Genomic DNA, 25,121 nt, shown 5'->3' with positions numbered 1-25,121 from the left:
CGACCGACGTTGCTCGCACCGCCCCGGGCGCCCCGGGGCGGTGGCTCAGCGACAGGAGGCAGGGAGGCGGCCGCGCTCGCCGATGGCTTGCCGCATCAGCAGCCGCTTGATCGGCACCAGCCGGTCGACCCCCGAGAGGCCCAGATTGCGGGTCAGCGTCACCAGCGGATGGCGGGTGCCGAACAGCAAGCGGAATCCATCCATCAGTGCCAGCATGGTGCTATTGTCACCGCGCCGACGACGCGCAAAGCGCGCCAGCATACGCGGCTCGCCCAGGCCGACCCCGCGACGGCGTGCCGTGACGAGCTCTTCGGCCAGTACGGCGACATCCATCAGGCCCAGATTGACCCCCTGTCCCGCCAGCGGATGGATGCTGTGAGCCGCATCGCCCACCAGAGCGAAGCCGGACTTCACGTAGCTCTCCGCATGCCGCTGTATCAGCGGTACCGACAGCGCCCGGTCGACGACCTCCACCGCCCCCAGCCGCGACTCGAACGCAGCTTCCAGTTCGCGGGCCAATGCCACGGGCTCGAGTGCCGTCAGTCTTGCGGCTTGCTCGGGAGACGTGGACCAGACGATCGAACAGTAGTGCGCGTCCCCGTCCACCGTCAGCGGCAGAAACGCCAGCGGACCGCTATCACGGAACACTTGGCGCGCCACGCCGCCGTGCTCCCGCTGGGTTCGCACCGTGGTCACCACCGCCTCATGGCCCGTATCGTGCGCCTTGACCTCGATCCGGGCCAGGTCGCGCAGTGGCGAACGCGCCCCGTCGGCGGCTACCACCAGGGGCGCCGTCAAGCGACGGCCATCCTCGAGCACCACCACCCGCCCCTCGGCCGTCGATTCGAGCCCTGTCACCCGCATGCCAAGCTGGATGGATACCGTCGGCAGCTCGGCCAGGCGCCGCTCCAGCGCCGCCAGGATCACATCATTCTCGACGATATGCCCAAGTAGCGGCACGCCAGCCTGTTCCGCCGAGAAGTTCACCTCGCCGCTACCATCGCTGTCCCATACCTGCATGAAGCAATAGGGGGTCACCCGACGCGCGGCCATCCACGGCCAGACGCCGAGCCCTTCCAGCAGGCGCTGTGATACCGGCGTCAAGGCGCTGACTCGCATCGCCGGCTGACCTTTACCCACCGACTCGGCCGCTAAAGGCTCGGCGCGTGCATCGAGCAGGGCCACGGCGATGCCCGCCTGACCCAGTAGCGCCGCCAGGGCAGCTCCTACCATGCCGCCGCCAACCACGATGACCTCGAACCGGGTGGCCGACTGCTGTGCCGTTTCCGTCATTGCTCGTTCTCTCGTTACTGTCCACCAGGCGTCGCTGCCGGCAGAAAGGTTACTGGTCAGTCTCGCGGCTTCGGGCTCAACGCTCCAGGCCCATGGCGCGGCGGGCCAGCCCGCGGCGCAGCGGGCCGAACAGGTTGAGACCCACCAGTCCCGCGGCTCGGGCATGGGACAGCAGACCGCTGTCGATACCGAACAGGCGCACCAGACCGTCGCTGAAGCGAATCACCTGGTGTCGGTCGACGATGCGCCGGGCCTCGAAGTCGCGCAGTGTCAGCATACTGCCAAGGGGATCGCCGTTGGCCAGAGACTGTTCCAGCGCCGCCACCAGATCCGTCACCCCACGCAGTGCCAGGTTGAAGCCCTGGCCGGCCACCGGATGCAGCGAATGCGCGGCATTGCCAAGCACCGCCAACCCCGGACGTATCGCCTCCCGGGCGGTGACCAGAGTCAGCGGATAGGCGTGACGGCTGCCGACGCGCCGGAAGCGCCCGATCCGATCACCGAACGCCTGCTGCAGCTCGGCGAGGAAGTCGCCGTCGGAAAGCGCCATTCGGGCCTTCTCCCTGCCAACGGGGTGTGTCCAGATCAGCGCCATTTGCTGGCCAGGCAGCGGTAGCAACGCAATCGGGCCCTCGCGAGTGAAACGTTCGAAAGCGACGCCGTCGTGAGGGTGGCTAGTCTCGACGTTGGCAATCAACGCCACTTGATCGTAGGAGGCCGAGTCGCTGCCGATGCCCAGTTGCTCCTTGAGCCCTGAGCGACCGCCATCGGCCAGTACCGTCAGGCCCGCTTGCAGGGTACAGCCGTCGGAGAGAGTGAGTCGATAACCCTGCGCCTCGGGCACGATCGCCTCCACGCTTGCCGGACAGTGCCACTCGATGGGCAACTCGGTCAGGCGGCGATGCAGTACCCGCCCCATCCACGCATTGGGCAGCACGTAGCCCAGCGCGGGCTGGTCTAGCTCGGCAGCGGTGAGTCGGGTCACCCCCAGGCGCCCCTTTTCGCTTACGTGAATGCGCAGAATCGCAGCGGCCTGCTCGGCCATCGACTGCCATACCCCCATGGCGCGAAAGCGTTCCGCCGAACCTTGGGCAATGGCGCTGGAGCGCGCATCGAAGCTGGGCTGCCAGGACGTTACGTTCGGATCGGGAATGGCAGCCGCCTCGATGACGGCCACTGACAGCCCGCGCTGGCGGATCAATGGCGCCAGAGCACAGGCAAGGCTAGCGCCCACGAGCCCTCCGCCGACAATGGCGATATCCACCTGACGGTGGCTGCTGGCCGTCATGGGGTCAGACCTTCGTTACGAGGCCTCATATCATAATGTAAATTACGTAATATCATTGGATTCACTTCGCTCACTGGTTACTCGTTCGCCATCAGGGCCTCGATTTCAGCCACTTGCTTGGGCACTCCATCGGTCAACACCTCGTGCCCCTCGGCCGTCACCACGACATCGTCCTCGATACGGATTCCAATACCTCGATAGGGCTGCGCAATGTCCTCAGCGTCCGGAACGTACAGCCCGGGCTCCACCGTGATCACCATGCCCGGCACGAGAGGCCGCGGCTTGCCCTCGATCCGGTAGTCGCCGACGTCGTGAACGTCGAGCCCAAGCCAGTGGGAGGTCGAGTGCAAATAGAAGCGTTTGTAGCTCTCGTCCTCGATGCGAGCCTCGATGTCGCCCGCCAGCAAGCCCAGCCGTATCAGACCGGCCGTGAGGTCGCGCACCACGCCCTCGTGCAGTTCGACCAGCGTGACGCCGGGGCGCACTGCCGCCACCGCCTGCTGCTGTGCCGTCAGCACCACCTCGTAAAGGTCACGCTGGGCGTCGCTGAAGCGGCCAGCGACCGGGAAGGTACGAGTGATGTCGCCGGCATAAAGGTCGAACTCGGCGCCCGCGTCGATCAACACCAGCTCGCCGTCACGTAACGGTGCGTTATTCTCGATGTAGTGCAGCACACAGGCGTTGGCACCGCCACCCACGATGCTGGCATAGGCTGGGCCACTGCTGCCGTGCCAGCGAAACTCGTGTTCCAGTTCGGCCTGCAGGTGATACTCGGCAAGCCCGGGTCGCGCGGCGAGCATGGCGCGCCGGTGCGCCATGGCCGAGATCCTGGCAGCATGCCGCATCAGGGCAAGCTCGCCCTCGCTCTTGATCAGGCGCATTTCATGCAGCAGCGGCGCCAGGTCGATGTAGCGCTGAGGCGGGCGGGCGCCGCGGCGAGCCCGGCTAGCCAGCCGCCCGCGTATCTCATCGGCCAGCGTCATGGCCTCGGCGTCGCCAAGCATGAGGTAGAGGCCGGTGCGACCATCCAGTAGCGCTTCCAAGCGTTCGTCGCGCTCGGCGTTCTCGAAGGCCTGGTCGATGCCGTGCTCGCGCACAGCCCCCTCGGCGCCCAGCCGGATACCGTTCCAGGCTTCAAGGCTGGGGTCGCGATCCTGGCAGAACAGCACGCTTTCACCTTCGCTGCGCCCCGGCAGCAGCAGCAGCAGGGCGTCGGGCTCGGCAAAGCCGGTGAGGTAATGAAGATCGCTGTTCTGGCGGAAGGGGTAGTCGCTGTCGCGCGAGCGGGTGACCATGCCAGCGCCAGGCAGCAGCACCGCGCTGTCTGCCGGCAACTGCGACATCAGCGCTTCACGACGGGCGCGATACTCAGCGTTGCTTATCGGCTCAGGGCGGGGAAGGGGGGCGGGAAGCATCGTGGCTCCTTACGTGCTCCGGGAAAAAAGAAAATCGCTCAGGCTGAGTCTGAAATACCGGCAAGCGATGGCTAGGCGAAGCCTAGTGGCGAGTGGGTTCGCCGCTTTCCACCTGCGGTTGTCCGGGGCGCTGTTCGGTATATAGCAGCATAGCGGCCATGCGCGCATGTTCGGTCAGGGCAAACAGATCGTTTTCGTTCTCGGCGCTGTCGTCGATGTCGGTTTCCATGGCGCCGAGGGCCGCGAGATCCTCGATGGCTTCATGCAGCGCCTGGGACCAGCCAGTGCGCTTTTCATCGCCGGCATCCTCGATGACCTCGAGAAATCCAAGCGACCACTCCTGCAGGCCCCGGGCGCGCTCAGCCAGCGAGAAGAGGTCGTCGGGCAACAGCGGTTCGTAGTTGAGGCCGCTGTCGGCCAGCGCCTCCAGCGTCTGGCGGCGCCAGCTCAGCAGCGTTTCGGCACTCTCTCTGTCGCGGGGCTGTTCGACACCAAGTCCTATGCAGACTTCCTCCAGCCAGGCTTCGGCGGTCAGCTCCTGCAGCGCCAGCTCGGCGCACAGCCGACCGTCGAGAAAGGCCGGCGACTGCATGCTGCCATGCGAGAGAAAAAGGTCGGCCAGGGTGGAAAAGTCCAGGCGCTCATCGGTCGATGACATAGGGATCCCCTCTAGGATAGCGGTGAGTTGCCTGCCGCCGACGGCGCTGCGTTGACCGCCTGCGAAGGGCTCTCTTATAGTGGACGATTGAAATGATGTGTCTTGTTTCACCGAATGTTAACGCATCGGGCCGACAAGCCGACACCGGAGCCCGCCATGAGCGATAACGCCTCTCGCACTACCGCCCAGGTAACCCTACTGGGCGCGCACTATGTGTTCGCCTGCAAAGCTGGCGAGGAGCGCAAGCTGGAGCGAGCCGCGCGCTATCTCGATCGCGCCATGCAGGGAATCCATTCGCAGAACAATCTGCTCGGGAGCGAGCGCGTGGCATTGATGGCGGCGTTGAACATCGCCCATGAACTGCTCGAGCTGACGGACGCTCGCCGCGAAGAGGAACGCCAGCTTGACCAACTCAGCGCTCGCTTGGAGCAGGCCACGGCCGTTGCAGCACTGAGTAACAGAACTCCCGCCGAATGACATTGGACCCACCCGACAGCTCTGTTAGGATGAAGATGTTCCCTGGGGTGTTGGCCAGTCGTTAAAGTCCCTCGAGCCTATGAGCAATACCCAGGGCGGCCATTTGCTAGCCGGACCCGTGTGCATGTCCGTGCGTCGGAAAGCCTGACGGTTCGGCTGCGGCCACCCACCTTGAACCAAGGGTTCAAGGGCCAGAACGACAGCGGCACTCTGGGGAACCTTACCTTTGATGAGTCATTTACCTGACGCTCTCATCGCCGATGCCTTCTCTTCCCGCCGGGAGCTACGCCAAGAGCTCCGCCGACGTCGTCGTGCGCTCAGCCCTGCCCAGCGCAGGCAGGCCGACCGGGCCCTATGTCAACGCCTGCAACAGCTTCCCGAGCTGAAGCGAGCCCGCCGGGTAGCGCTCTACCTTCCCAACGATGGCGAAATCGACCCGCGCCCGCTGATTCCCTGGCTCGAACACCGTGGGGTCAAGGTTTACCTGCCGGTGCTGAAACCCCTGTCGGCCAACAGCCTGTGGTTCGTCCACTACCATCCGGGCACGCCCATGCGACGCAACCGCTTCGGCATACCCGAGCCGGAAACCCGTCATGGTGCCCATCGCGCCAGACGGCTGGCGACCTGGGCACTGGACCTGATCCTGCTGCCGCTGGTGGGCTTCGACGACGACGGCCAACGCATGGGCATGGGCGGCGGCTTCTACGACCGCAGCCTGGCCTTCACCCGGCGTTCCGGCCCGCGGCCAATCCTGATGGGCCTGGCTCATGACTGCCAGCGGGTGAACCGTCTGCCGGCACAGCCTTGGGACATACCTTTGGACGCCATCGTCAGTGACATCCGGGTGGTGCGTCCGGCACGTGGCACCAGCTGAACGCATTAAAAAAACCGGCCGAAGCATGGCTTCGACCGGTTCTTTCGGTATCTGATCATGGCACTGTTTGCCGACTCAGCCGCCTGCGAGCGCCTGGGCATAACCGGTAACAACGACACCAATGCCAAAGGCCAGCACCAGTGCCATGACCAGATCGGGCTTACGCTTCATTATTACCTGCTCCTGACGTTCCCGTGATTGAACGGCGCCGCTGCGAGCGCGATTGGAGCGACTATAGGGCCTGTGACGCGTTGATGACAACCGATCCAAGCAACGATTACATAATGAAACGTAAGCCAATTCTCGGCTTTGGCGTAAGTTACCGCTCACCTACGCCTTTTTTCTGACGCTCAGGCCATGAACAACCGATAGGCATCGTTGTCCGATTCCTTCCAGTAGCGATAGCCAATCTCGTCGAAATGCTCCTCCACATGAGAGCGATCGCCATTGGGGATCTGCATGCCCACCAGTACGCGACCGAAGGCGGCGCCATGATTACGGTAGTGGAACAGGGAGATGTTCCAGTCATGCGGCAGGTGGGTGAGGAAATTCATCAGTGCACCGGGGCGCTCGGGGAACTCGAAGCGATACACTTCTTCGTCGAAGTGTTCCTTGGGTCGGCCACCGCCGAGATGGCGGATATGCAGCTTGGCCAGCTCGTTATCGGTAAGGTCGACTACCGGATAGCCCGCATCGCGAAGCTTGTCGATCACTGCCTGACGGTCCTCACCGTCCGGCTTGACCTGAACGCCGACGAAGATATGGGCTTCTTCGGGATCGGCATAACGGTAGTTGAACTCGGTGACCATGCGCTTACCGACGATTCGGCAGAACTTCTTGAAGCTGCCGGGGTGCTCGGGAATGGTCACGGCCAGGATCGCCTCGCGCTGTTCGCCCAGCTCGGTACGCTCGGCGATATGCTGGAGGCGATCGAAGTTGGTATTGGCGCCAGAGTTGATGCACAGCAGGGTCTGACCCTCGGCTCCGGTCTGCTGGACGTACTTCTTGAGCCCTGCCAGCGATAGCGCTCCCGACGTCTCGGATACCGCCCGGGTGTCGTCGAAGATGTCCTTGACCGCCGCGCACATCTCGTCGGCGTTGACGGTGATCACGTCGTCGATCAGATCGCGCACGATCTTGAAGGGGATCTTGCCGATCTGAGCCACCGCCACGCCTTCGGCGAATACGCCGACCTGCTCCAGCGTTACCCGCCTGCCCGCCGTCATAGCCGCCTTCAGACAGGCGCTATCCTCCGCCTCCACGCCGATCACCTTGATGTCCGGGCGCAGATACTTGACGTAAGCCGCCACGCCGGCAATCAGGCCACCGCCACCCACCGGCACGAAGATCGCATCCAGCGGGCCGGTGTGTTGGCGCAGGATTTCCACCGCCACCGTGCCCTGGCCGGCAATGACATCGATATCGTCGAAAGGGGGGATGTAGATGTAGCCGTGCTCGGCCATCAACTCCTGGGCGTGTTCGGCGGCAGCGGCGAAGGCATCGCCCTTGAGCACGACCTTGGCGCCCCTTGCCCGCACCGCCTGGACCTTGATCTCCGGCGTGATACGCGGCATGACGATCACCGCCTTGACCCCCATCAGCTTGGCCGCCATGGCCAGCCCCTGGGCATGGTTGCCGGCCGATGCGGCGATGACACCCTTGGCTTTCTGCGCCTCGGAAAGCTGCGCCATCTTGTTGTAGGCGCCACGAATCTTGAACGAGTAGACGGGCTGCAGGTCCTCGCGCTTGATCAGGATCTGGTTATTGAAGCGCCGCGACAGGAAGGGAGCCGGGGAAATGGGCGTTTCACGAGCGGCTTCGTAGACGTGAGCCTGGAGGATCTTCTTGACGGTAGCTTCGAGCATCCTGATGTTCCAAGGGTGGCGCAAAAGGGCGGCAGCACGTGCTGCACTGCAGAGAACCCCTATAGGTAGCATCCCCGGCGCCTCGCCGTCCAGCGAACGCGTCGGCAGGCGGCCCCGTCTGGCCTATAATGGCGCGGCACCCGACACCCATTGATGCGAGCAAGACATGACCCAGGATGAACTCAAGGACGCCGTGGCCGCTGCCGCCATCGCCGAAATCGAACCTTGGCTGGAACGCGACACCATTCTAGGCATCGGTACCGGCTCCACCGCCAACCTGTTCATCGACCGCCTGGCCAGGCTACGCGATGACTTCAAGGGTGCAGTGGCCAGCTCCGAGGCCAGCGCCAAGCGCCTGCGCGATCACGGCATCGAGGTATTCGAACTCAACGATGTGGGCACGGTGCCTTTTTATATCGACGGCGCCGACGAAGTTAACGCTCACTTGCATATGATCAAGGGGGGTGGCGCAGCGCTCACACGCGAGAAGATCGTGGCCGCCTGCGCCGAGCGCTTCATCTGCATCGCCGACGCCTCCAAGCGGGTGGAGCGACTCGGCGACTTCCCACTACCGGTGGAAGTGATTCCCATGGCGCGCTCCTACGTGGCGCGGGCGCTGGTCAAGCTGGGTGCCGATCCGGTCTATCGCGAGGGCGTGATCACCGACAACGGCAATCAGATTCTCGACTGCTTCGAGTTCATGATCGACGATCCCGTGGCCATGGAGGCGCGCATCAACGCCATCGTCGGCGTGGTGACCAACGGTCTGTTCGCCGCGCGCGGCGCCGACGTGCTTCTGCTGGGTACCAACCAGGGCGTAGAGCGTATAACCCCGACCTGAAGGTAAGTTAGCGCTTACTTACTTTCAGGAGTTGCTCGAGCCCGAGGAGAGTGCGCGCCAGCGCGCCGCGATTGGCCGCCACTACTGCCAGGCCGGCCTCGGCCAAGCGGTGGCGTTCGGCTTCGTCGAGAAAGAGGGTCACCAACGTATCGGCCAGCATGGCAGTGTCGCTCACTTCGACCAGTGCACCGCCGTGGCGAAGGGTGTCGGCCACATCGGCGAAATTGGCCAGTTCGGGTCCGGTCAGTACCGGCACGCCCATGGCGGCGGGTTCGAGCAGGTTGTGCCCCCCCACGGGTACCAGACTGCCGCCGACGAAGGCCAGGTCGGCGGCACCGTAGAGTGTCAGCAACTCACCCATGGTATCGCCCAGGTAGACGGCGGTACGTTCACCGGGCCACTCTCCCCGGGAGCGCCGTGCCACTGCCATACCGCGCTCGCGGCAGAGCGTCGCGACGGCATCGAAGCGCTGGGGATGTCGCGGCACGAGGATCAGCAGGGCGTTGGGGTAGGACTGCCGCAGACGAGCATGGACTTCGAGCAGCTGCTCATCTTCACCGGGATGCGTGGAGCCCGCCACCCACACCGGCCGTGAGCCCAACTGCGTGCACAGCCGCTTGCTCTCCGCCGTCGCGGCATCGTCCGGTGCCATGTCGTACTTCAGCGAGCCCACCACATCGGTGCGCGTGACTGGCATGCCCAGCTCACGGAAGCGCTCGGCATCGCCGCGCGACTTCGCGGCCAGCCAGTCAACCTGTGCCAGCGCCGCTGCCATCAGGGGGCGCACACGACGGTAGCCGCTCAGGGCGCGCGGCGAGAGTCGGCCATTGACCACCGCGGTGGGGACACCGCTACGCTGGCAAGCCGTCAGCAGGTTAGGCCACAGCTCGGTTTCGAAGAAGATGGCCAACTCGGGCTCGAGGCGTGCGATGAAGCGCCTCGCTGCACCGGGATAATCGAGGGCCACGAAGGCGTGCTGCAAACGCTCTGCCTGACCGGCCTGACGCCTTGCCTCCCTTAGTGCGTGGACCCGCTCGGCACCGGTGGCGGTCATGGTGGTGACCATCAAGCGGTGATGCGGATAGCGCTCCAGCAGTGCATCGATCAACGGTCGTGCGGCCAGCACTTCACCCACCGACGCACAGTGCAGCCACAGCTGCGGTGTGCCATCGGACGGACGTCGTATCAGCCCAAGACGTTCACGCCGCCGGTTAGTGAGCGCATGCTCACGCCAGACTCTTCGCCACACCAAGGGCGCAAGCAGATAAAGCGCTGCTGAGTAGAGCCAGCGGGGCCAACGGGATGGTGACGCGGCCATCAGCTCTCGCGATCGAGAATGGTAGCGATCATGGCGGTGGTGGAGACGCCATCTTCGAAGCCCAGCACCTTAACCTCACCGCCGGCAGCACGCACCGCGTCGCCACCTGCGATCTCGTCTGCGCGATAATCACCGCCCTTGACCAAAATATCGGGTAATACCGCTTCGATCAGGCGCTGCGGCGTATCCTCGCTGAACGGCACCACCCAATCCACCGCACCGAGGCCGGCCAGAACCTGCATGCGCCGGTTCAGGGGATTGATCGGGCGGGAGGGGCCCTTGAGTCGGCCAATGGAGGCGTCATCATTGACCGCCACTATCAGTCGGTGGCCCAGTTGGCGGGCGTGCTGCAGGTAGGCGACATGGCCGGCGTGCAGGATATCGAAGCAGCCGTTGGTCATCACCACGCGCTCGCCGCGCAGCTGGGCGGCACGCACCGCTTCGATCAGCGGGGCCTCTTCGATGGGGCCGAATTCGGCCAGCTTGTCGCCATGCACGGCGGTGTAGAGCTCGGCGATGGAGAGCGTGGCGGTGCCGGGCTTGGCCACGACCAGACCGGCCGCCAGATTGGCCAGCGTCATCGCTTCGGGGAAGCCGTGACCGGCGGCCAGCGCCAGTCCCAGCACGCCGATCACGGTATCGCCGGCGCCGGTAACGTCGAACACTTCCCGGGCCCGGGTGGGCAGGTGCAGCGGCTCGTGGTCGCCGCGTATCAAGGTCATGCCTTTCTCGCTGCGAGTGATCAGCAACGCTTCGAGATCGAGCTCAGCGCATAGCGACGCCCCCTTGGCGGCCAACTCCTCGTCGTCGCGACAGTGACCCACCACCGCTTCGAACTCGGCCAGGTTGGGAGTGATTACGCTGGCCCCGCGATACTTGCCGAAATCGCTGCCCTTGGGGTCGACCAGCACCCGTTTGCCGGCGCCTCGTACCAGGGCGATCAGCTCTTCGACTCGATTGAGGGTCCCCTTGCCGTAATCGGAGAGGATCACCAGATCGCAGTCGGGCAGCCCCTGCTCGACCCGTGACAACAATCCGCGGGTGTCGAGCTCACCCAGGCCGTCTTCGAAGTCGAGCCGAATCAGCTGCTGGTTGCGGCTCATCACACGCAGCTTGGTGATGGTGGGAATGCCGGGGCTGCTCTGGAAGTAGGTATCGACTCCAGCCGCCTCCATGCGCTCGCCCAACCGCCGAGCGTTGTCGTCATCCCCCACCATGCCGCTCAGAGCGGCATGGGCGCCCAGCGAGGCGATGTTGAGTGCCACGTTGGCTGCGCCGCCGGGCCGGTCCTCGCACTCGTCCACTCGTACCACCGGCACCGGCGCTTCGGGCGAGATGCGAGAGGTGGCTCCATGCCAATAGCGGTCAAGCATCACGTCACCCACCACCAGGACGTGCGCCTGCTCCAGCGCGGTCAGGTCAAGCTTCATCGGATCGTTCCTCTTCCTTGCGGTCGTGGGGGCGCATCAGCAGCGCGTCGAGTCGCTCGACCACGTCATCGACGCGAATCAGTGCCATGGCATCGGGGTGGCGCACGCGCTGGCCCCAGGTTATCTCTTCGGGCTCGCGGTGAAGGTAGGTGCGAACCGCATCCGGGTAGCGGTTGACCACGTATTCACGCCACCGGTAGGGTGCGGCGCGGTCGGGGTTGGTGGTGGCGAACAGGCCTACCACCGGCGTGCCCATGGCATTGGCCATGTGCACCGGCCCGGAGTCGGGAGCGATGACCACCCGGGCTCCGGCAATCAAGGCCATGAGCCCCTTGAGCGAGGTGGCGCCAATGGCGTCGATCACCGCTTCCGGACGGCACAGCGCGACGATGCGCTCGCCCATCTCACGCTCCTGTGTACTGCTGCCACCGGTGAGCACCGACTTGAATCCATATTGCGTCCAGGCATGCTCGATGACGGCAGCATAGCCCTCTGCCGACCAGTTGCGGAAATTGCGCAGCCGGGGATTGGCACAGGGACTCATCAGCAGATAGGCGGTGCTTCCGGTCAACGCCGCGGCTTCATCGCGAGCCGCCTCCGGTACCGGCACATTCCACTCAAGCGAAAGGTCCTCGACGCCCAGCAGGCGGGCAAAGTCGAGGAACGACTCGAGCACGTGGGCTCGGGGATGGGGGGGAATCTGGCGGTGGGTGAACCAGTTCTGGGCATCCTTGGCTCGCGCCTTGTCGTAGCCCACCCGCACCTTGGCCTTTAGCCCCAGCGAGAGCACGCTTGCCCGCAGCGCCTGCTGCATGTGCAGCAGCACGTCGAAGCGGGTGTCGTTCAGCTCACGCCACAGGCGGCGCATGCCGGCCATGCCCGTGGACTTGTCGTAGACCACGAATTCGACCCCCGACAGGCCAGCCAGTAGACTGTGTTCCGCCTTGCCGATGATCCAGGTAATGCGCACGTCGGGCCACTGGCGCTGCAGGGCGCGTACGGTGGGCACCAGGTTGCACACGTCGCCGAGGGCGGAGAGTCGCAGCACGGCAATATGGCGCGGTTGGGCAGGCAGAGGATGCTTCATGCACTTGGCAACATGTCGGACAGGAAAGACTTTCATTCTATATGATGCGGACAGTGTATGTGACGCCGAGCCGACGCCACAAATCGGCCCGTCGCTGATCGACCCCGAACACTGGCGCCGTACCGGGCGCGTGGTGGGCGAGGCTCCCGGTCGCGGCAGCAGTCTGTTTCTCGATGTCGGCCATGCACAGTGGGTGCTGCGCCCCTATCGCCGCGGCGGCCTGATCGCGCGAATCAGCCAGGCCCGCTACCTGTGGACGGGGCTCGAGCGCAGCCGCGCCTATCGCGAGCTTCGCCTCACCGCCCACCTGCATGCGTTGGGCCTGCCGGTGCCGCAGCCGGTGGCCGCAGGTGTGACCCGACACGGTCCGGCGACCTATTCGGCAGCGCTGATCACGGTGCGCATTTCCGGCGCCAAAGCCCTGGCGGAACGCCTTGCCGAGGCCGACACGGTGCTGCTCGAGCGGGTCGGCGCCACCGTGCGCCGCTTCCATGAGGCGGGCCTCGATCATGTCGACCTCAACGCGCGCAATCTTCTCATCGACGAAGCCGGCCAGGTATGGCTGATCGACCTCGACCGCTGCCGGCTGCGCCCTCCCGGCGCCTGGCGGCAAGCGAACCTGGAACGGCTCGGCCGCTCGCTGGTCAAGTGCCACGCCGACGACGCCATCTCAGCGATACGGCGCGGCTACGCTTCCGCGGATGAAGATTGACGCGCCTTGCCCCGCTCCGGGTAGAGTCGCTCGAGTAGCTCTTCCAATCCCTGCAGGATGTCCATCTTGCCCGGCACCTGGCCATCGCGGTGAAACACCGCTTCGTGGCAGTCCTCATAGCGCGGCCAGTAGCGAAACGGCACCGTCATGAAAAAGATGCCCAGCGTCGGCGTATGGGTCGCCAGCGCCAGATTGCGCACGCCGGTGTCGCCTGAAACCAGCACGCTGGAGGCCGCCATCCAAGGTGCCAACCGCTCGAGGTCCATGCGTCCCTGTATCTCGACGTTGTCGTTGCGGGCCGCCACGTCGGCAAGAAAGTCTCCCGACTCCTCGGCCTTGTGGCCCTCGAGCAGCACATGGCGATAGCCGGGAAACTCCCGTGCCGCCTGCTCGATCAAATGCCCCCACGACTCCTGGGACAGTGATTTTTCCGCCACCGCGGCGTATGGGAAGTAGACGATGCGCGGCTGGGATTCGGCGCGCCGATGACGCGGCATGGCGAACTCAAGCGGGTACTTCGGCTTGTGGCCCATGATCTTGAGAAAGTCGAGCAGCACCTCGGCTTCGTAGTGAAAGTCCGAGCGCAGTATGCCGACATCGAACAGCAAGCGATTGAGCTGCCGCTTGTAGGGGAAACCAAGCTTGACCCGGGCCGAGGTCAGCAATGTCTGCAGGCGGGAGCGTGCCGTATCGGCCAGGTCGAAGAGAACGTCGAACTCGCGATGCTGGCGCAGGGAGCGCCACTGCTCGCCCAACGAGCCGCGTGAATCCAGCACGTGTACCTCATCGACCAGATCGTCGGGCACGGCGTATTGGTATTTACTGACCGTGCTCAACGTGATGTGCGCCTGCGGAAACAGGCGGCGGAGCTCCACCAGGAACGGGCGGGTCGCCATCATGTCGCCAAAGGCACACTGGCGAATTACCAGAATGCGGCGTACCTGTTCCACATGCAGACGCGACAGCCACTTACGGCCGCGACCGTTGAGATAACCGCCCTTTTCAATCCAGGCTTTCATGCCACTGGCTCCTTACCGGCGTATTCACGAATCAGGGCTTTCACATGTGCCGCGATGGCAAAGTCGCGCTCGGCCCTTGCCCTGCCAGCCTGGCCAAGCCGATGGCGCAGCGCGGCGTCGTGGCCGAGCTCCGCCATGGCCTCGGCCCAGTCCTCGCCGGATTCGGGATCGGCGAGGCGACCGCAGTCGGCGTCGAGCAGCTCGGGAATCGCCCCGCTGGCGGCACCGATGATCGCCTTGCCGGCAGCCATGGCCTCGACCACGGTCAGGCCGAAGGCCTCGTTGCGTGAGGGTACGCAGACGATGTCCAGCGCCTCGAACACGCGTGGCAGATCAGGGCGGAACCCGGCAAAGGTGATGGCGTCTTCCAGTCCCAGAGTGGCGATCCGCTCGCGCAACCGCGCCACATAAGCCTCATCGCTGCCCTCTCGGGCCGTGATACCGCCAATCAGCACGCCGTGCCACGCCAGGTCGGGGGCTCGCTCGGACAGCCGCGCCAGCCCTTCCAGCCACACCTCGTGGCCTTTACCATCGGTCAGCCGGCCTGGAAGCGCAATGGCCACTTGGCCGGGGCAGACGCCAAACTCTCGGCGTACTGTTTCACGTGTCGCTTCCTCCATCTGCGGTGTATAGGCCGCCAGATCGATTCCAAGATAGAGCCTGCGGATACGCGCTTCCTCCAGCGGAAAGGCTGCGAGGTTGCGCTGTCGTGTCGCCTCGCTGATGGCGAAGAGCCGTGTGACGCGACCGTAGGCCCAGCGATGATAGGGGTCCTTCTTCGGCCGGGTTACGCCCATGTGATCGGTAAAGAACAGCCTGAGGCTTGGACGCAGCGTCGCCAGCAGCGCCCCCAGGCGTAGATCGCTGGACTTGTGGCAGTGAAGCGCGCCGATATCGTGACGCTTGAGATAGGCCAGTACTCGCCCCGCCTGAAGCAGAGCCCGCCCCCGTGTGGGCACGGTCAACGGCTCGATGCCGGCGGCCATCAGACTTTCCGCCACACGCGAGCCGGCCAAGGCCAGGCCGTGGGCTTCCCACCCCTGACGTTGCAGCTCGGGTATAATCCGCGCAGGATACATTTCGAGTCCGCCCCAGCCATCCGAAAGGCAGATATGCATGACCTTGTGCGTCAAGAGTGTCTCCTAAATCGGTCAAGCGGGGCTCGGGAGCCCAGATGACGTCTCATTCCACCGTGGCCAAACACCACGTTTCGGGGCATTCGCCACACATCCTGGTGGTGCGCAACGACAAGCTCGGCGACTTCATGCTCGCCTGGCCGGCGCTGGCATGTCTCAAGGCCCGCCTTCCCGAGGCGAAGGTCAGCGTCCTGGTACCCACCTATACCGCGCCACTTGCCAGACTCTGCCCTTGGATCGACAGCGTGATCATCGATCCTGGCGAAGCTGCCGGAAAACAGGCGCAGCGTGAACTTCTGGCGCTGCTGCGTCGCGAGCGCTTCTCGGCTCTGCTCACCCTCTTTTCCACGCCGCGCGTCGGCTGGCTGGGCTGGCGGGCAGGCATATCCTGCCGTGTGGCGCCCGCCACCAAATGGGCGCAGCTATTCTACAATCAACGTGTGGTGCAGCGCAGGTCACGCTCCGAGAGGCCGGAGTACCTGTACAACATCGAGCTGGCCGAAGCGCTGCTCGGTGCCCTGGGTCATGACCCGGGGCCGCGTCCCACGCCTCCCTTCTGGCCCCTCCCCTCCGGCACCATCGCTACCCAGCGCAAGGAGATTGCCGATGAGCTGGGGCTGGACGCGTCGCGTCCGTGGCTATTCCTGCACGCCGGTAGCGGCGGGTCGGCGGTCAACCTCTCCCCTCGCCAATATGTCGAACTGGCCATGACCATCGATTCACAGCTTGCTGATCATGGCGTTCAGGCACACTGGGTGCTGACCGCCGGCCCGGGTGAAGAGCCCGTCGCCCAGGAGCTGTGCGCGGAGCTGGGCCGCAACGAGCTACTCTCCAAGGTGCTACCGCCACGCCAGAGTCTGGGCGCTTTTGCCCTGGCGCTAGCCGCCGCCGACCTGTTCGTCGCCGGTTCCACCGGGCCGCTGCATATCGCCGCCTGCCTGAACCGGCCCACGGCAGGCTTCTACCCTTCGCGCCGTTCGGCGACTTCACTGCGCTGGCAGACCTGCAACGACGAGGATCGACGCCTCGCCTTCAGCCCGCCCGAGCAAGCCGGAGAGAGCGAGATGTCGGCCATCGATCTCGAGGCCGCTGCTCTCGAGATCAGCGCCCTGGTGCGTCGTCGGGCGGCGTCGTCCGCGTCCTGACCCAAAGATCGGCATACTTGGCGAAAGTGGAGTGCGCCGAGAGCAGAGCCAGCAACAAACCCTGACGGCCATCGAGAAAGCCCGCGCGCAGCAGGTACATGCGTACAAAGCAGCCCAGCCCGTGCACGACGCCAGCCGCGAGGCTGCCCTGCTTGCCGCGAGCGGCTCGCTGCTCGGCCCAGGCTTGCGCGTAATGCGCCGACTTTTCAAGGTAGTGGCGCAGGTCGCGGTAGGTATAGTGCAATAAGTCACCCTGTAGCGCCTTGACCGGAAGCGCGCCAGGGTTCTGCAGCTTTTCATGGACCAGGGCCGCATCATAACCCGCTTGCCCTCGGGGGTAGAGGCGCGCCACCCGGTCGGGATACCAGCCGGAGTGGCGAATGAAGTCCCCGAAGCACCAAGAGAGGCGCGGCAGCGTATGAATTGCCGGCTCACCGGTGCCAACTGCCGCCTGAATGCTCTGACGCAGCTCCGGGGTCACCCGTTCGTCGGCATCGACCATGAGAATCCAGTCACTCGTGACCATCGCCTCGGCGCGCTGGCGCTGCACGCCAAAGCCCTGCCAGTCGTCGTTGATCGCCACCTTGTCAGTAAACTCGCGCGCGATGTCGCAGGTGGCATCCTGGCTGCCGGCGTCCAGCACCACGATCTCATCGGCCCAGGTAAGCGTCTCCAGGCAGGCACGCAGGTGAACGGCCTCGTTCTTGACGATCAGTACGGCAGCCAGGCTCATCGACCTCTCCTCGTCGCGTTGGCGGCTGGCCAGTGTACTGCCGCCGCCATGATCGCGCCAAACACGGCTCTCGATTGCATGGTGCTAGGCGCTGAAGCCTTTTGGTAAGCTGGCAGGCGAATTCTACGGATACCCTCGACCCATGACGATTCCCGCCAAGTTTCTCGCACTGGCTCATCCGCGCTGGATATCGCTGCTGATCATCGGGTTCTGCCTGGGCTATGCGGTAACCGCCTTGACCCGCCTGCCGAAGTGGAGCCTGCTGCTGGTCATGGCCGCCTGGCTGGCCCTGGGGGCATGGCGCCATTGGGGCGCCCCGCGCCGCGCTCACGCAACACCTTCACGCGGTTGGCCCTGGAGCCTGCTGCCGATCGCACTTTGGGGGCTTTACATCTACCTTTCCGAGAGTTTCGGCATCGTCGATCTCGGCGCGGTATTCTTCCACCTCCAGGCTGGCATGACCGACCACGGCGGCGTCAGCCGGATCGGCGCTGCGATTGGCTACACGCTGACCATGGCAGCGCTGCTGGCAGCCATTACCTGGCTGATCCGCCATGATAGGCCCTGGCGCCGGGCCGAACCCTTCCTGGCGCTGGTGCTGCTGGCCAGCAACCCGCTGTTGTATGGTGTCACCCAACGCGGCGCTGCCATCGTCACCGATGACGGCGCCTGGCTTGATCGGCAATACGTTCAGCCGGTCATTCTGGATGTGCCCGAACAGCGGCCCAATCTGCTGTTGATGTACCTGGAAAGCATCGAGCGTACCTATGCCGACCGGGAGCGCTTCGGCGACGCCTATGCCGATCTGGATGCCGTCGGTGAGCATGGCCTGGTCTATGAAGGGGTCTACCAGCTCGACAATACCGGTTGGACAATGGCCGGTATGATCGCCAGCCAATGCGGCAGCCCCTTGATGCCGGCAGGCCTGCTGCATGACCGCCAGTTTTCGCCCCTCGAGCAGGTCGTCCCCGGCGTCGACTGTCTCGGCGACCTGCTCTCCGAGCAGGGCTACCGACTCAGCTATCTGGGGGGCGCCAGTACGGCGTTCGCCGGCAAGGGCATCTTTTACAAGGAGCACGGCTTCGATACCGTGCTCGGCCGCGAGGACCTTCAGCCCCGACTCGAGGACCCCAATTACGTCAACAATTGGGGGCTCTATGATGACTCGCTTTACGATTTCACTCTCGAAGAGATGCGTCGTCTGAACCGGGAGCCGGGTCCCTGGGGGGTGGTCAACCTGACCATCGCCGGCCACGCCCCTCGCGGCTACCCCGCCCAGTCCTGCATCGAGCGTCAGGGCGAGTTCGACGGCGTTGACATCCTCTACTCGGTGGAGTGTTCGGCCTGGCTGGCACGTGACTTCCTCGAACGCGCCGATGCCGAAGGCCTGCTCGACAATACTGTCGTCATCGTTGCCAGCGACCACCTGACCATGCGCGTATCGGTCTGGGAGCAGCTGCTCATGGGTGAGCGTGACAATACCTTCATGCTGCTGGGCCCCGACATCCCCGTGGGTCGCCAGAGCCGCGAAGCTTCCATGGTGGATGTCTTTCCCACCATTCTCGAAGCCTTGGGCTTCACTATCGACTGGCACCGTGCCGGCCTGGGGGTTTCACTGCTTTCCGAAGAGCCGACGCTCATCGAGGAGTATGGCAAGGCCCAGATCAATGCACGGATGCGCGAAGAGTCGGCGCTTCAGGAGCGCCTCTGGCAGGGGCTTGCCCCGCAGCCACAACCACCTACCGAGGAAGTGGAGCAGGAGCAGGTGGTGGAAGCGCCCAAGGACGCTACGGGGGATAAGCCCGCCGACGTGCAATGACGCACTCAGCTGCGAGCGATGACGGCCGTATCGCTGGCCAGCACGCTGGCCAGGACCCGCTGTGGCGACAGCTGAACGAGGCAGTTGGTATGCCCCAGCGGGCAGCTGCGCTCAAAGCAAGGCGAGCATTCGAGTGCCAGAGTATGAATGACGGCGTTGTCTGTCAGCGGTGGCGTATAGGCCGGCGATGACGAACCGTAGAGCGCCTGCACGCGAGTGCCTACCGCAGCGGCCACGTGCATCAACCCGGAATCGTTGGTGATGACCTGCTGGCAGTCGGCGAGCAGATCCACCGCATCGGCCAGCCGGGTCTTGCCGCACAGATTGTGGACATGGTTCTGCCCCTCGGCAATGACCTCCCCGGCAGCGACATCCTTGGGCCCACCCAGCACGCGTATCTCATAGCCCTCTGCCACCAGGCGCCCGGCAAGCTCGTGAAAGTGTCCCAGCGGCCACTGCTTGGCGGGGCCATACTCAGCGCCCGGCATCATGCCAATGGCCGGCCGGGACGACAGCCCCAGGCGGATACGCAGTTCGACAAGATTCTCGGGGTCGACCCGTAAACGCGGTTGGGGAACGGTCACATTACCGTGTCTCACCTCCTCGGCCGGCAAGCCAAGTGCCACGAAACGTTTAACCGTCTGGTCGAGCAGCGTCTTGTCGAGCCCCCGCCGATCGTTGAGCAAGCCGTAGCGCTGTTCTCCGGTAAAGCCGATACGCCGCGGCACCCGCGCCAGAAACGGCACCAGCGCCGACTTCCAGGAACGCGGCAGTACGATGGCCGTGTCGAAGCGACCGCGCAGCTGGCGAGCCAGGGCACGCCGGGCCGACCAGCCGAATCGCCCATGCCCCACGTCCAGCAGGGCGATTTCATCCACCTCCGCCATGCGTTCGAGAATCGGCTGCGACCAGCCCGGAGCCACTACGCCGAGGTGGCCGCCGGGATGCTGCTGCTTGAGGGTCTTGAACAGGCTCTGAGCCATGACCATATCGCCGACCCAAGCAGGACCGACGACCAGAATACGGGGCCTCGTTGGCACCGCCTGGCTCATCTCTCGGCCCCGTCCAACCATTCGAGATAGGCCTTTACGCCCTCTGCCACGGTACGGAACTCGCGCTCGTAGCCGGCCTCGCGCAGGCGTGTGATGTCGGCCCGGGTATAGCTCTGGTAGCGCCCTTTGAGCTCGTCGGGGAAGTCGATGTACTCGATACGACCGCGGCCGTGATGCGCGATGACCGCCTCTCCGATGGCCTTGAACGGCTCGGCCCGGCCGGAGCCGAGGTTGTAGATACCTGACTTGTCAGGGTTGTCGAGGAACCACAGATTGACGTCCACCACGTCGCCCACATAAACGAAATCGCGACTCTGCATGCCTGCTTCATAGCCATCCCAGGCGCCGAACAGACGAAGATCCTGCCCTGCGCTGACCTGGGTGTGGTTGTGATAGGCCACGCTCGCCATCTTGCCCTTGTGCTGCTCACGCGGGCCGTAGACGTTGAAGTAGCGAAATCCGACTACCTGACTGGTGAACTCGGCCCAGTGCTGACGCACGTACTGGTCGAAGAGCAGCTTGGAGTAGCCGTAGACGTTCAGCGGCTTCTCGTACTCGGGCTCTTCGCGAAACACCCGGCTGCCACCATAGGTAGCCGCCGAGGAGGCGTAGAGGAACGGGATGCCCTGCTGTTGACAGAAGTGCAGCAGCACCTTGGAGTACTCGAAGTTGTTGTCGAGCATGAAGCGGCCGTCCCACTCGGTGGTATCCGAGCAAGCCCCCTCGTGAAAAATCGCCTCGATCGGCGGCAGGCGCGAGGGCTCGCCACGCAGCACCTCTTCCACCCGGGCGCGAAAATCGCCCTTGTCGAGATAGTCGCCCAGGGTGCAGTCCGCCAGGTTGACGAACTTGGTACCGTCGGAGAGGTCGTCTACGACCAGCACGTCGTGACGTCCGCGCTCGTTGAGGGCCTTGACCAGATTCGAGCCGACGAAGCCGGCGCCCCCTGTCACTACGATCATATGAACCTCGCTGTGGCGCAGTCGCTGCGCCTATAACCCATGTGCCTGTGATTGTATACTTGACGACCTGTGAATTCATGGCCAACGGTGCATCCGCAATGACACTCTCGACATCCCCGTCGACCTCGGCCTCAGGGTCGAAGGCAGACGCGACCACGTTCCAAGGCCTGATACTGGCCTTGCAGCAGTACTGGGCCGAACAAGGCTGCGTGGTTCTTCAGCCCCTGGACATGGAGGTCGGGGCCGGCACCTTCCACCCCGCCACCTTCCTGCGTTCCATCGGGCCGGAAACGTGGAATGCCGCCTATGTTCAGCCTTCCCGCCGACCCACCGACGGCCGCTACGGCGAGAACCCCAACCGTCTGCAGCACTACTACCAGTTTCAGGTGGTGATGAAACCCTCCCCTGCCGACTTGCAGGAGCGCTTCCTGGGTTCGCTCGAGCGTCTCGGTATCGACCCGCTGGTACATGATATTCGCTTCGTCGAAGACAACTGGGAGTCGCCGACGCTGGGCGCCTGGGGGCTCGGTTGGGAAGTATGGCTCAACGGCATGGAGGTGACGCAGTTCACCTATTTCCAGCAGGCCGGCGGGCTGGAGTGCTACCCGGTTACCGGCGAGCTCACCTATGGGCTGGAACGTATCGCCATGTATCTGCAGAACGTCGACAGCGTCTACGATCTGGTGTGGACCATCGCACCGGATGGCACCAAGGTCACCTACGGCGACGTCTACCTGCAGAACGAGCGCGAGCAGTCTGCCTACAACTTCGAGCATGCCGACGTGCCGGCGCTGTTCAAGGCCTTCGACCATCAGGAGCGCGAGTGCATCAAACTGCTCGAAGCCGGCCTGCCGTTACCGGCCTATGAGCAGGTGCTCAAGGCCTCGCATACCTTCAACCTGCTGGATGCTCGTCACGCCATCTCGGTAACCGAGCGGCAGCGCTTCATCCTGCGCGTTCGCACCATGGCCCGCGACGTAGCTCATGCCTATTACGCCTCGCGCAAGGCCGCCGGCTTCCCGCTGGCCCCCGAAGCCCTGCGCCAGGAACTGCTGGCCCAGGACACGACCGCCGAACAGGGAGACGCGTGATGGCTGCCCAAACCTTTCTGATCGAGCTCGGCGTCGAGGAGCTGCCGCCGGGCGCCATCGACTCGCTCTCCGATGCCCTTGCCGACGGCATTCGCCGCGGCTTAACGCAAGCCGAGGTCGCCTTCGGTGACATTCGTGCCTATGCCACGCCACGTCGGCTGGCCGTACAGGTGGCGGAGTTGGCCGACAAGCAGCCCGACCGCGAAGTGGAGCGTCGCGGCCCAGCGCTTGCCGCCGCCTACAAGGACGGCCAGCCGACCAAGGCTGCCGAAGGCTTCGCCCGCTCCTGCGGCGTCGAAGTGGCCGACCTGATCCAGCTCGAGACCGACAAGGGCGCCTGGCTCGGCTACCGCGAACAACAGCAGGGGGAGTCCACTACTCGCCTGCTGCCGGCCATCGTCGACAAAGCCATCGCCGCCCTGCCGGTGCCCAAGAACATGCGCTGGGGCGCCTCGCGAATCGAGTTCTCGCGCCCCGTGCACTGGCTGGTGATGCTCTATGGCAGCGACGTGGTGGAGGCTCGAACCCTCGGCCTGACGGCTGGCCGTACCACCCGCGGCCATCGCTTCCACGCCCCCGAACCCGTCGAACTGGCACACGCCGACGACTATCTCGATGTCCTCGAGCAGGCATGGGTACTGGCAGATCGCGAGCGTCGGCGCGAGCGGATCCGCGAACAGGTGCTGGCCGAGGCCGAGGTCCAGGAAGCCCAGGCGGTGATCGACGAAGCGCTGCTCATCGAAGTGAGCGGTCTTGTCGAGTGGCCAGTGGCACTGGCGGGAAGCTTCGACGAGCGTTTCCTCGAGGTCCCCGCGGAATGCCTCATCTCTTCGATGAAGGCCAACCAGAAGTACTTCCACCTGCTCGATGAGCAGGGTCGGCTCCGGCCACAGTTCATTACCATTGCCAATATCGACAGCCACGATCCTCAGCAGGTCATCGATGGCAATGAAAAAGTCATTCGCCCGCGACTGGCCGATGCCGCCTTCTTCTACGATACCGACCGGAAGCAGCCGCTATCGGCGCGTATCCCCGGCCTGGCCAGCGTCGTCTTCCAGCAGCAGCTCGGCACCCTGGCCGACAAGGCGCACCGCAGCGCTGCAGTGGCAGCCTTCATTGCCGGCCGCATCGGCGGTGACGTCGCCCAGGCACGGCGTGCGGCCGAACTGGCCAAGTGCGACCTGGTTACCGAAATGGTGCTCGAGTTCCCCGAACTGCAAGGCATCATGGGCCGCTACTACGCCACTCATGACGGCGAACCCGCCGAGGTGGCTCAAGCGCTGGAAGAGCAATATCTGCCCCGCTTCGCCAGTGATGAAATTCCCGCCTGCCGTACCGGTCAGGCACTGGCATTGGCCGACCGGCTCGATACCCTGACCGGCATCTTCGGCATCGGCCAGCGCCCCAGTGGCACCAAGGACCCCTTCGCTCTGCGTCGCGCCGCCATCGGCGTGCTCAACATCATGATCAAGGGCGAGCTGGAGCTCGACCTGCGTGAGCTGCTCGAACTGGCCGCCGCCCAGCACCAGGAGCTTCCCTACGCCGAGAAACTCGTCGATGAAGTATTGAGCTACATGCTCGACCGCTTCCGCGCCTGGGGCCAGGACGAAGGCATACCCGCCGAGGTCTACCTTGCCGTTCGTGCTCGCCCGGTGACCAAGCCCTTGGATTTCGCCCGCCGCCTGCGCGCCGTGCATGCTTTTTCACGGCGCGAGGAAGCTGCCGCTCTGGCTGCGGCCAACAAACGCGTTTCCAATATCCTGGCCAAGCAAGCCAGCGAGGCCAAAGGTGCGGTGGTGGCAGACACCCTGCTACAGGAGCCGGCCGAGCATGCCCTGCACGAGGCGGTAGCTTCCAGCCGGGAGAGTGTCATGCCGCTTTTCGCTGAAGGCCGCTATCGCGAAGCTCTAGACATCCTCGCAGGACTTCGCGCTCCAGTGGACACTTTCTTCGATGATGTCATGGTCATGGCCGAGGACGATGCCGTCCGACGTAATCGTCTGGCGTTACTGGCGGGCCTTCAGGGCCTGTTCCTGGAAGTGGCCGACATTGCCTTGCTCCAGCAGTAAGGCGTAGTCCATGTGCCGGCCGGTGACCCCGGCCGGTTTTTTTATGCCCGACTTGTCATGTTCCACGTGAAACATCGACGGCGCCTACCCTTGGCACGCCGTGTTCCACGTGAAACACTTCTCTCATCCTCAACCTCAATGGTGTAACGATGCCCAACGCAGCCCGGCTGGTGATTCTCGATCGCGATGGCGTCATCAACCATGACTCCGATGCCTATATCAAGTCACTGGCCGAATGGGTCCCCTACCCCTCTTCCATCGAGGCCATCGCTCGGCTTAGCCGCGCTGGCTGGACGGTGGCCATCGCCACCAATCAATCAGGCATTGCACGTGGATACTACGATGAGTCGGTGCTGAGCGAGATGCATGAGGAACTCAATAGGCTGGTCAATGCCGCTGGGGGCACGCTATCGCACATTGCACACTGCCCCCACGGTCCTGATGACGGCTGCTCCTGCCGCAAGCCCCTGCCTGGCTTGCTCGTTCAGATACGTGATGCGCTGGGCCTGGACACTCTCGTCGGCAGTTGGATGGTAGGGGACAGTCTGCGTGACCTGCAGGCAGGTGAAGCGATGGGCTGCCGCTCAGCGCTCGTACGCACTGGCAAGGGTTCCCATACCGAGGCGAAGGGTGACGGACTGCATGACGCACGCATCTTCGATGACCTGGCCGCTTTTACCGACTGGCTGCTTAGTCAGCAGCGTTAAGCGACTGCCTAACGAAAGCAAGAAGCCGACCCCATGGGGTCGGCTTCTTGCATCATCCTGCCGGTGAGCCCGCGCAGGTTGTACTTTAAAAAAGCGGGGGGGGTTGTGTAATAAAAAACGGTTGGGGACC

Annotated in this window: 22 protein-coding genes and 1 other RNA gene; 10 read left to right on the top strand and 13 right to left on the bottom strand. The window is 64.4% G+C overall.

Going from position 1 to position 25,121, the window contains the following annotated elements; genetic code table 11:
- Positions 1–45: 45 nt before the first annotated feature.
- From AC2VNO_RS03475 to AC2VNO_RS03460, 4 genes are all read right to left on the bottom strand, one after another.
- Positions 46–1,293, bottom strand: a complete 1,248-nt coding sequence (locus AC2VNO_RS03475) for a UbiH/UbiF/VisC/COQ6 family ubiquinone biosynthesis hydroxylase (RefSeq protein WP_486932835.1) — start codon at positions 1,291–1,293, stop codon at positions 46–48.
- Between the two features lie 76 nt (positions 1,294–1,369).
- Entirely contained in the window at positions 1,370–2,581 is a 1,212-nt protein-coding gene (gene ubiH / locus AC2VNO_RS03470) for a 2-octaprenyl-6-methoxyphenyl hydroxylase (RefSeq protein WP_486932834.1), read from the bottom strand.
- A 77-nt stretch (positions 2,582–2,658) separates the two neighbouring features.
- Positions 2,659–3,996 (bottom strand): Xaa-Pro aminopeptidase, encoded by a 1,338-nt coding sequence (gene pepP / locus AC2VNO_RS03465; RefSeq protein ID WP_486932833.1) that lies wholly within the window; start codon positions 3,994–3,996, stop codon positions 2,659–2,661.
- Positions 3,997–4,078: 82 nt separating this feature from the next.
- On the bottom strand, positions 4,079–4,654 hold the full coding sequence (locus AC2VNO_RS03460) for a UPF0149 family protein (protein WP_486932832.1): 576 nt from the start codon (positions 4,652–4,654) through the stop codon (positions 4,079–4,081).
- A gap of 156 nt (positions 4,655–4,810) precedes the next feature.
- On the opposite strand from AC2VNO_RS03460, the gene AC2VNO_RS03455 reads away from it, so the two are divergent.
- The 3 genes from AC2VNO_RS03455 (at position 4,811) to AC2VNO_RS03445 (ending at position 6,005) form a co-directional block, all read left to right on the top strand.
- A complete protein-coding gene (locus AC2VNO_RS03455) occupies positions 4,811–5,131 on the top strand; it encodes a cell division protein ZapA (RefSeq protein WP_228579986.1) in 321 nt (106 codons plus the stop codon).
- 36 nt (positions 5,132–5,167) lie between these two features.
- A non-coding RNA gene (ssrS, locus tag AC2VNO_RS03450) (6S RNA) lies at positions 5,168–5,352 on the top strand.
- Between the two features lie 8 nt (positions 5,353–5,360).
- Entirely contained in the window at positions 5,361–6,005 is a 645-nt protein-coding gene (locus AC2VNO_RS03445; RefSeq protein WP_486932831.1) for a 5-formyltetrahydrofolate cyclo-ligase, read from the top strand.
- A 350-nt stretch (positions 6,006–6,355) separates the two neighbouring features.
- Here the strand turns inward: AC2VNO_RS03445 and ilvA are convergent, their stop codons facing one another.
- The gene (ilvA, locus tag AC2VNO_RS03440) at positions 6,356–7,870 is read right to left on the bottom strand and encodes a threonine ammonia-lyase, biosynthetic (RefSeq protein WP_486932830.1); all 1,515 of its coding nucleotides are present in this window, start codon (positions 7,868–7,870) and stop codon (positions 6,356–6,358) included.
- Positions 7,871–8,036: 166 nt separating this feature from the next.
- Between ilvA and rpiA the strand changes: the two genes are divergently transcribed.
- Positions 8,037–8,711, top strand: coding sequence for a ribose-5-phosphate isomerase RpiA (rpiA, locus tag AC2VNO_RS03435; protein ID WP_486932829.1), 675 nt, complete (start codon positions 8,037–8,039; stop codon positions 8,709–8,711).
- Between the two features lie 7 nt (positions 8,712–8,718).
- Here rpiA and waaA read toward each other — a convergent pair whose 3' ends face one another.
- From waaA to AC2VNO_RS03420, 3 genes are read right to left on the bottom strand one after another with little or no spacing between them, the layout of a single operon-like run.
- Positions 8,719–10,029, bottom strand: a complete 1,311-nt coding sequence (gene waaA / locus AC2VNO_RS03430) for a lipid IV(A) 3-deoxy-D-manno-octulosonic acid transferase (protein WP_486932828.1) — start codon at positions 10,027–10,029, stop codon at positions 8,719–8,721.
- Positions 10,029–11,459, bottom strand: coding sequence for a bifunctional D-glycero-beta-D-manno-heptose-7-phosphate kinase/D-glycero-beta-D-manno-heptose 1-phosphate adenylyltransferase HldE (gene hldE, locus AC2VNO_RS03425; RefSeq protein ID WP_486932827.1), 1,431 nt, complete (start codon positions 11,457–11,459; stop codon positions 10,029–10,031). The genes waaA and hldE overlap by 1 nt, the downstream gene beginning before the upstream one ends.
- On the bottom strand, positions 11,449–12,546 hold the full coding sequence (locus tag AC2VNO_RS03420; RefSeq protein ID WP_486932826.1) for a glycosyltransferase family 9 protein: 1,098 nt from the start codon (positions 12,544–12,546) through the stop codon (positions 11,449–11,451). The genes hldE and AC2VNO_RS03420 overlap by 11 nt, the downstream gene beginning before the upstream one ends.
- On the opposite strand from AC2VNO_RS03420, the gene AC2VNO_RS03415 reads away from it, so the two are divergent.
- Entirely contained in the window at positions 12,545–13,258 is a 714-nt protein-coding gene (locus AC2VNO_RS03415) for a 3-deoxy-D-manno-octulosonic acid kinase (RefSeq protein WP_486932825.1), read from the top strand. The two genes, AC2VNO_RS03420 and AC2VNO_RS03415, sit on opposite strands and share 2 nt — an antisense overlap.
- Here AC2VNO_RS03415 and AC2VNO_RS03410 read toward each other — a convergent pair.
- Complete coding sequence (locus AC2VNO_RS03410) at positions 13,234–14,277, bottom strand: glycosyltransferase family 9 protein (RefSeq protein WP_486932824.1); 1,044 nt, start codon at positions 14,275–14,277, stop codon at positions 13,234–13,236. The two genes, AC2VNO_RS03415 and AC2VNO_RS03410, sit on opposite strands and share 25 nt — an antisense overlap.
- Positions 14,274–15,410 carry a glycosyltransferase family 4 protein gene (locus tag AC2VNO_RS03405; protein ID WP_486932823.1) on the bottom strand — a complete coding sequence of 379 codons (1,137 nt, stop codon included), beginning with the start codon at positions 15,408–15,410 and terminating at the stop codon, positions 14,274–14,276. Before AC2VNO_RS03405 ends, AC2VNO_RS03410 begins: the two co-directional genes overlap by 4 nt.
- 41 nt (positions 15,411–15,451) lie before the next feature.
- Between AC2VNO_RS03405 and AC2VNO_RS03400 the strand changes: the two genes are divergently transcribed.
- A complete protein-coding gene (locus AC2VNO_RS03400) occupies positions 15,452–16,558 on the top strand; it encodes a glycosyltransferase family 9 protein (RefSeq protein ID WP_486932822.1) in 1,107 nt (368 codons plus the stop codon).
- On the opposite strand, the gene AC2VNO_RS03395 is transcribed toward AC2VNO_RS03400, so the two are convergent.
- The gene (locus tag AC2VNO_RS03395) at positions 16,515–17,291 is read right to left on the bottom strand and encodes a glycosyltransferase family 2 protein (RefSeq protein WP_228580004.1); all 777 of its coding nucleotides are present in this window, start codon (positions 17,289–17,291) and stop codon (positions 16,515–16,517) included. The two genes, AC2VNO_RS03400 and AC2VNO_RS03395, sit on opposite strands and share 44 nt — an antisense overlap.
- Before the next feature lie 142 nt (positions 17,292–17,433).
- On the opposite strand from AC2VNO_RS03395, the gene AC2VNO_RS03390 reads away from it, so the two are divergent.
- A complete protein-coding gene (locus AC2VNO_RS03390; RefSeq protein ID WP_486932821.1) occupies positions 17,434–19,110 on the top strand; it encodes a sulfatase-like hydrolase/transferase in 1,677 nt (558 codons plus the stop codon).
- Between the two features lie 5 nt (positions 19,111–19,115).
- Here the strand turns inward: AC2VNO_RS03390 and waaF are convergent, their stop codons facing one another.
- Positions 19,116–20,162: a lipopolysaccharide heptosyltransferase II gene (waaF, locus tag AC2VNO_RS03385; RefSeq protein ID WP_228580006.1), complete on the bottom strand. Its 1,047-nt coding sequence runs from the start codon at positions 20,160–20,162 to the stop codon at positions 19,116–19,118.
- Positions 20,159–21,124, bottom strand: coding sequence for an ADP-glyceromanno-heptose 6-epimerase (gene rfaD / locus AC2VNO_RS03380; RefSeq protein ID WP_486932820.1), 966 nt, complete (start codon positions 21,122–21,124; stop codon positions 20,159–20,161). The genes waaF and rfaD overlap by 4 nt, the downstream gene beginning before the upstream one ends.
- A gap of 98 nt (positions 21,125–21,222) precedes the next feature.
- Here rfaD and glyQ point away from each other — a divergent pair, with 98 nt between their 5' ends.
- The 3 genes from glyQ to gmhB all read left to right on the top strand — a co-directional run bounded on the left by glyQ (position 21,223) and on the right by gmhB (position 24,991).
- Positions 21,223–22,215, top strand: a complete 993-nt coding sequence (gene glyQ / locus AC2VNO_RS03375) for a glycine--tRNA ligase subunit alpha (RefSeq protein WP_228580008.1) — start codon at positions 21,223–21,225, stop codon at positions 22,213–22,215.
- A complete protein-coding gene (glyS, locus tag AC2VNO_RS03370; protein WP_486932819.1) occupies positions 22,215–24,284 on the top strand; it encodes a glycine--tRNA ligase subunit beta in 2,070 nt (689 codons plus the stop codon). Before glyQ ends, glyS begins: the two co-directional genes overlap by 1 nt.
- Before the next feature lie 149 nt (positions 24,285–24,433).
- The gene (gene gmhB, locus AC2VNO_RS03365) at positions 24,434–24,991 is read left to right on the top strand and encodes a D-glycero-beta-D-manno-heptose 1,7-bisphosphate 7-phosphatase (RefSeq protein WP_486932818.1); all 558 of its coding nucleotides are present in this window, start codon (positions 24,434–24,436) and stop codon (positions 24,989–24,991) included.
- Positions 24,992–25,121 lie beyond the last annotated feature (130 nt).

This window comes from Halomonas sp. TH-94, assembly GCF_057473365.1.
Note: the sequence above shows the minus strand (reverse complement) of the source record. Positions and strands in the feature narration are given on the sequence as shown.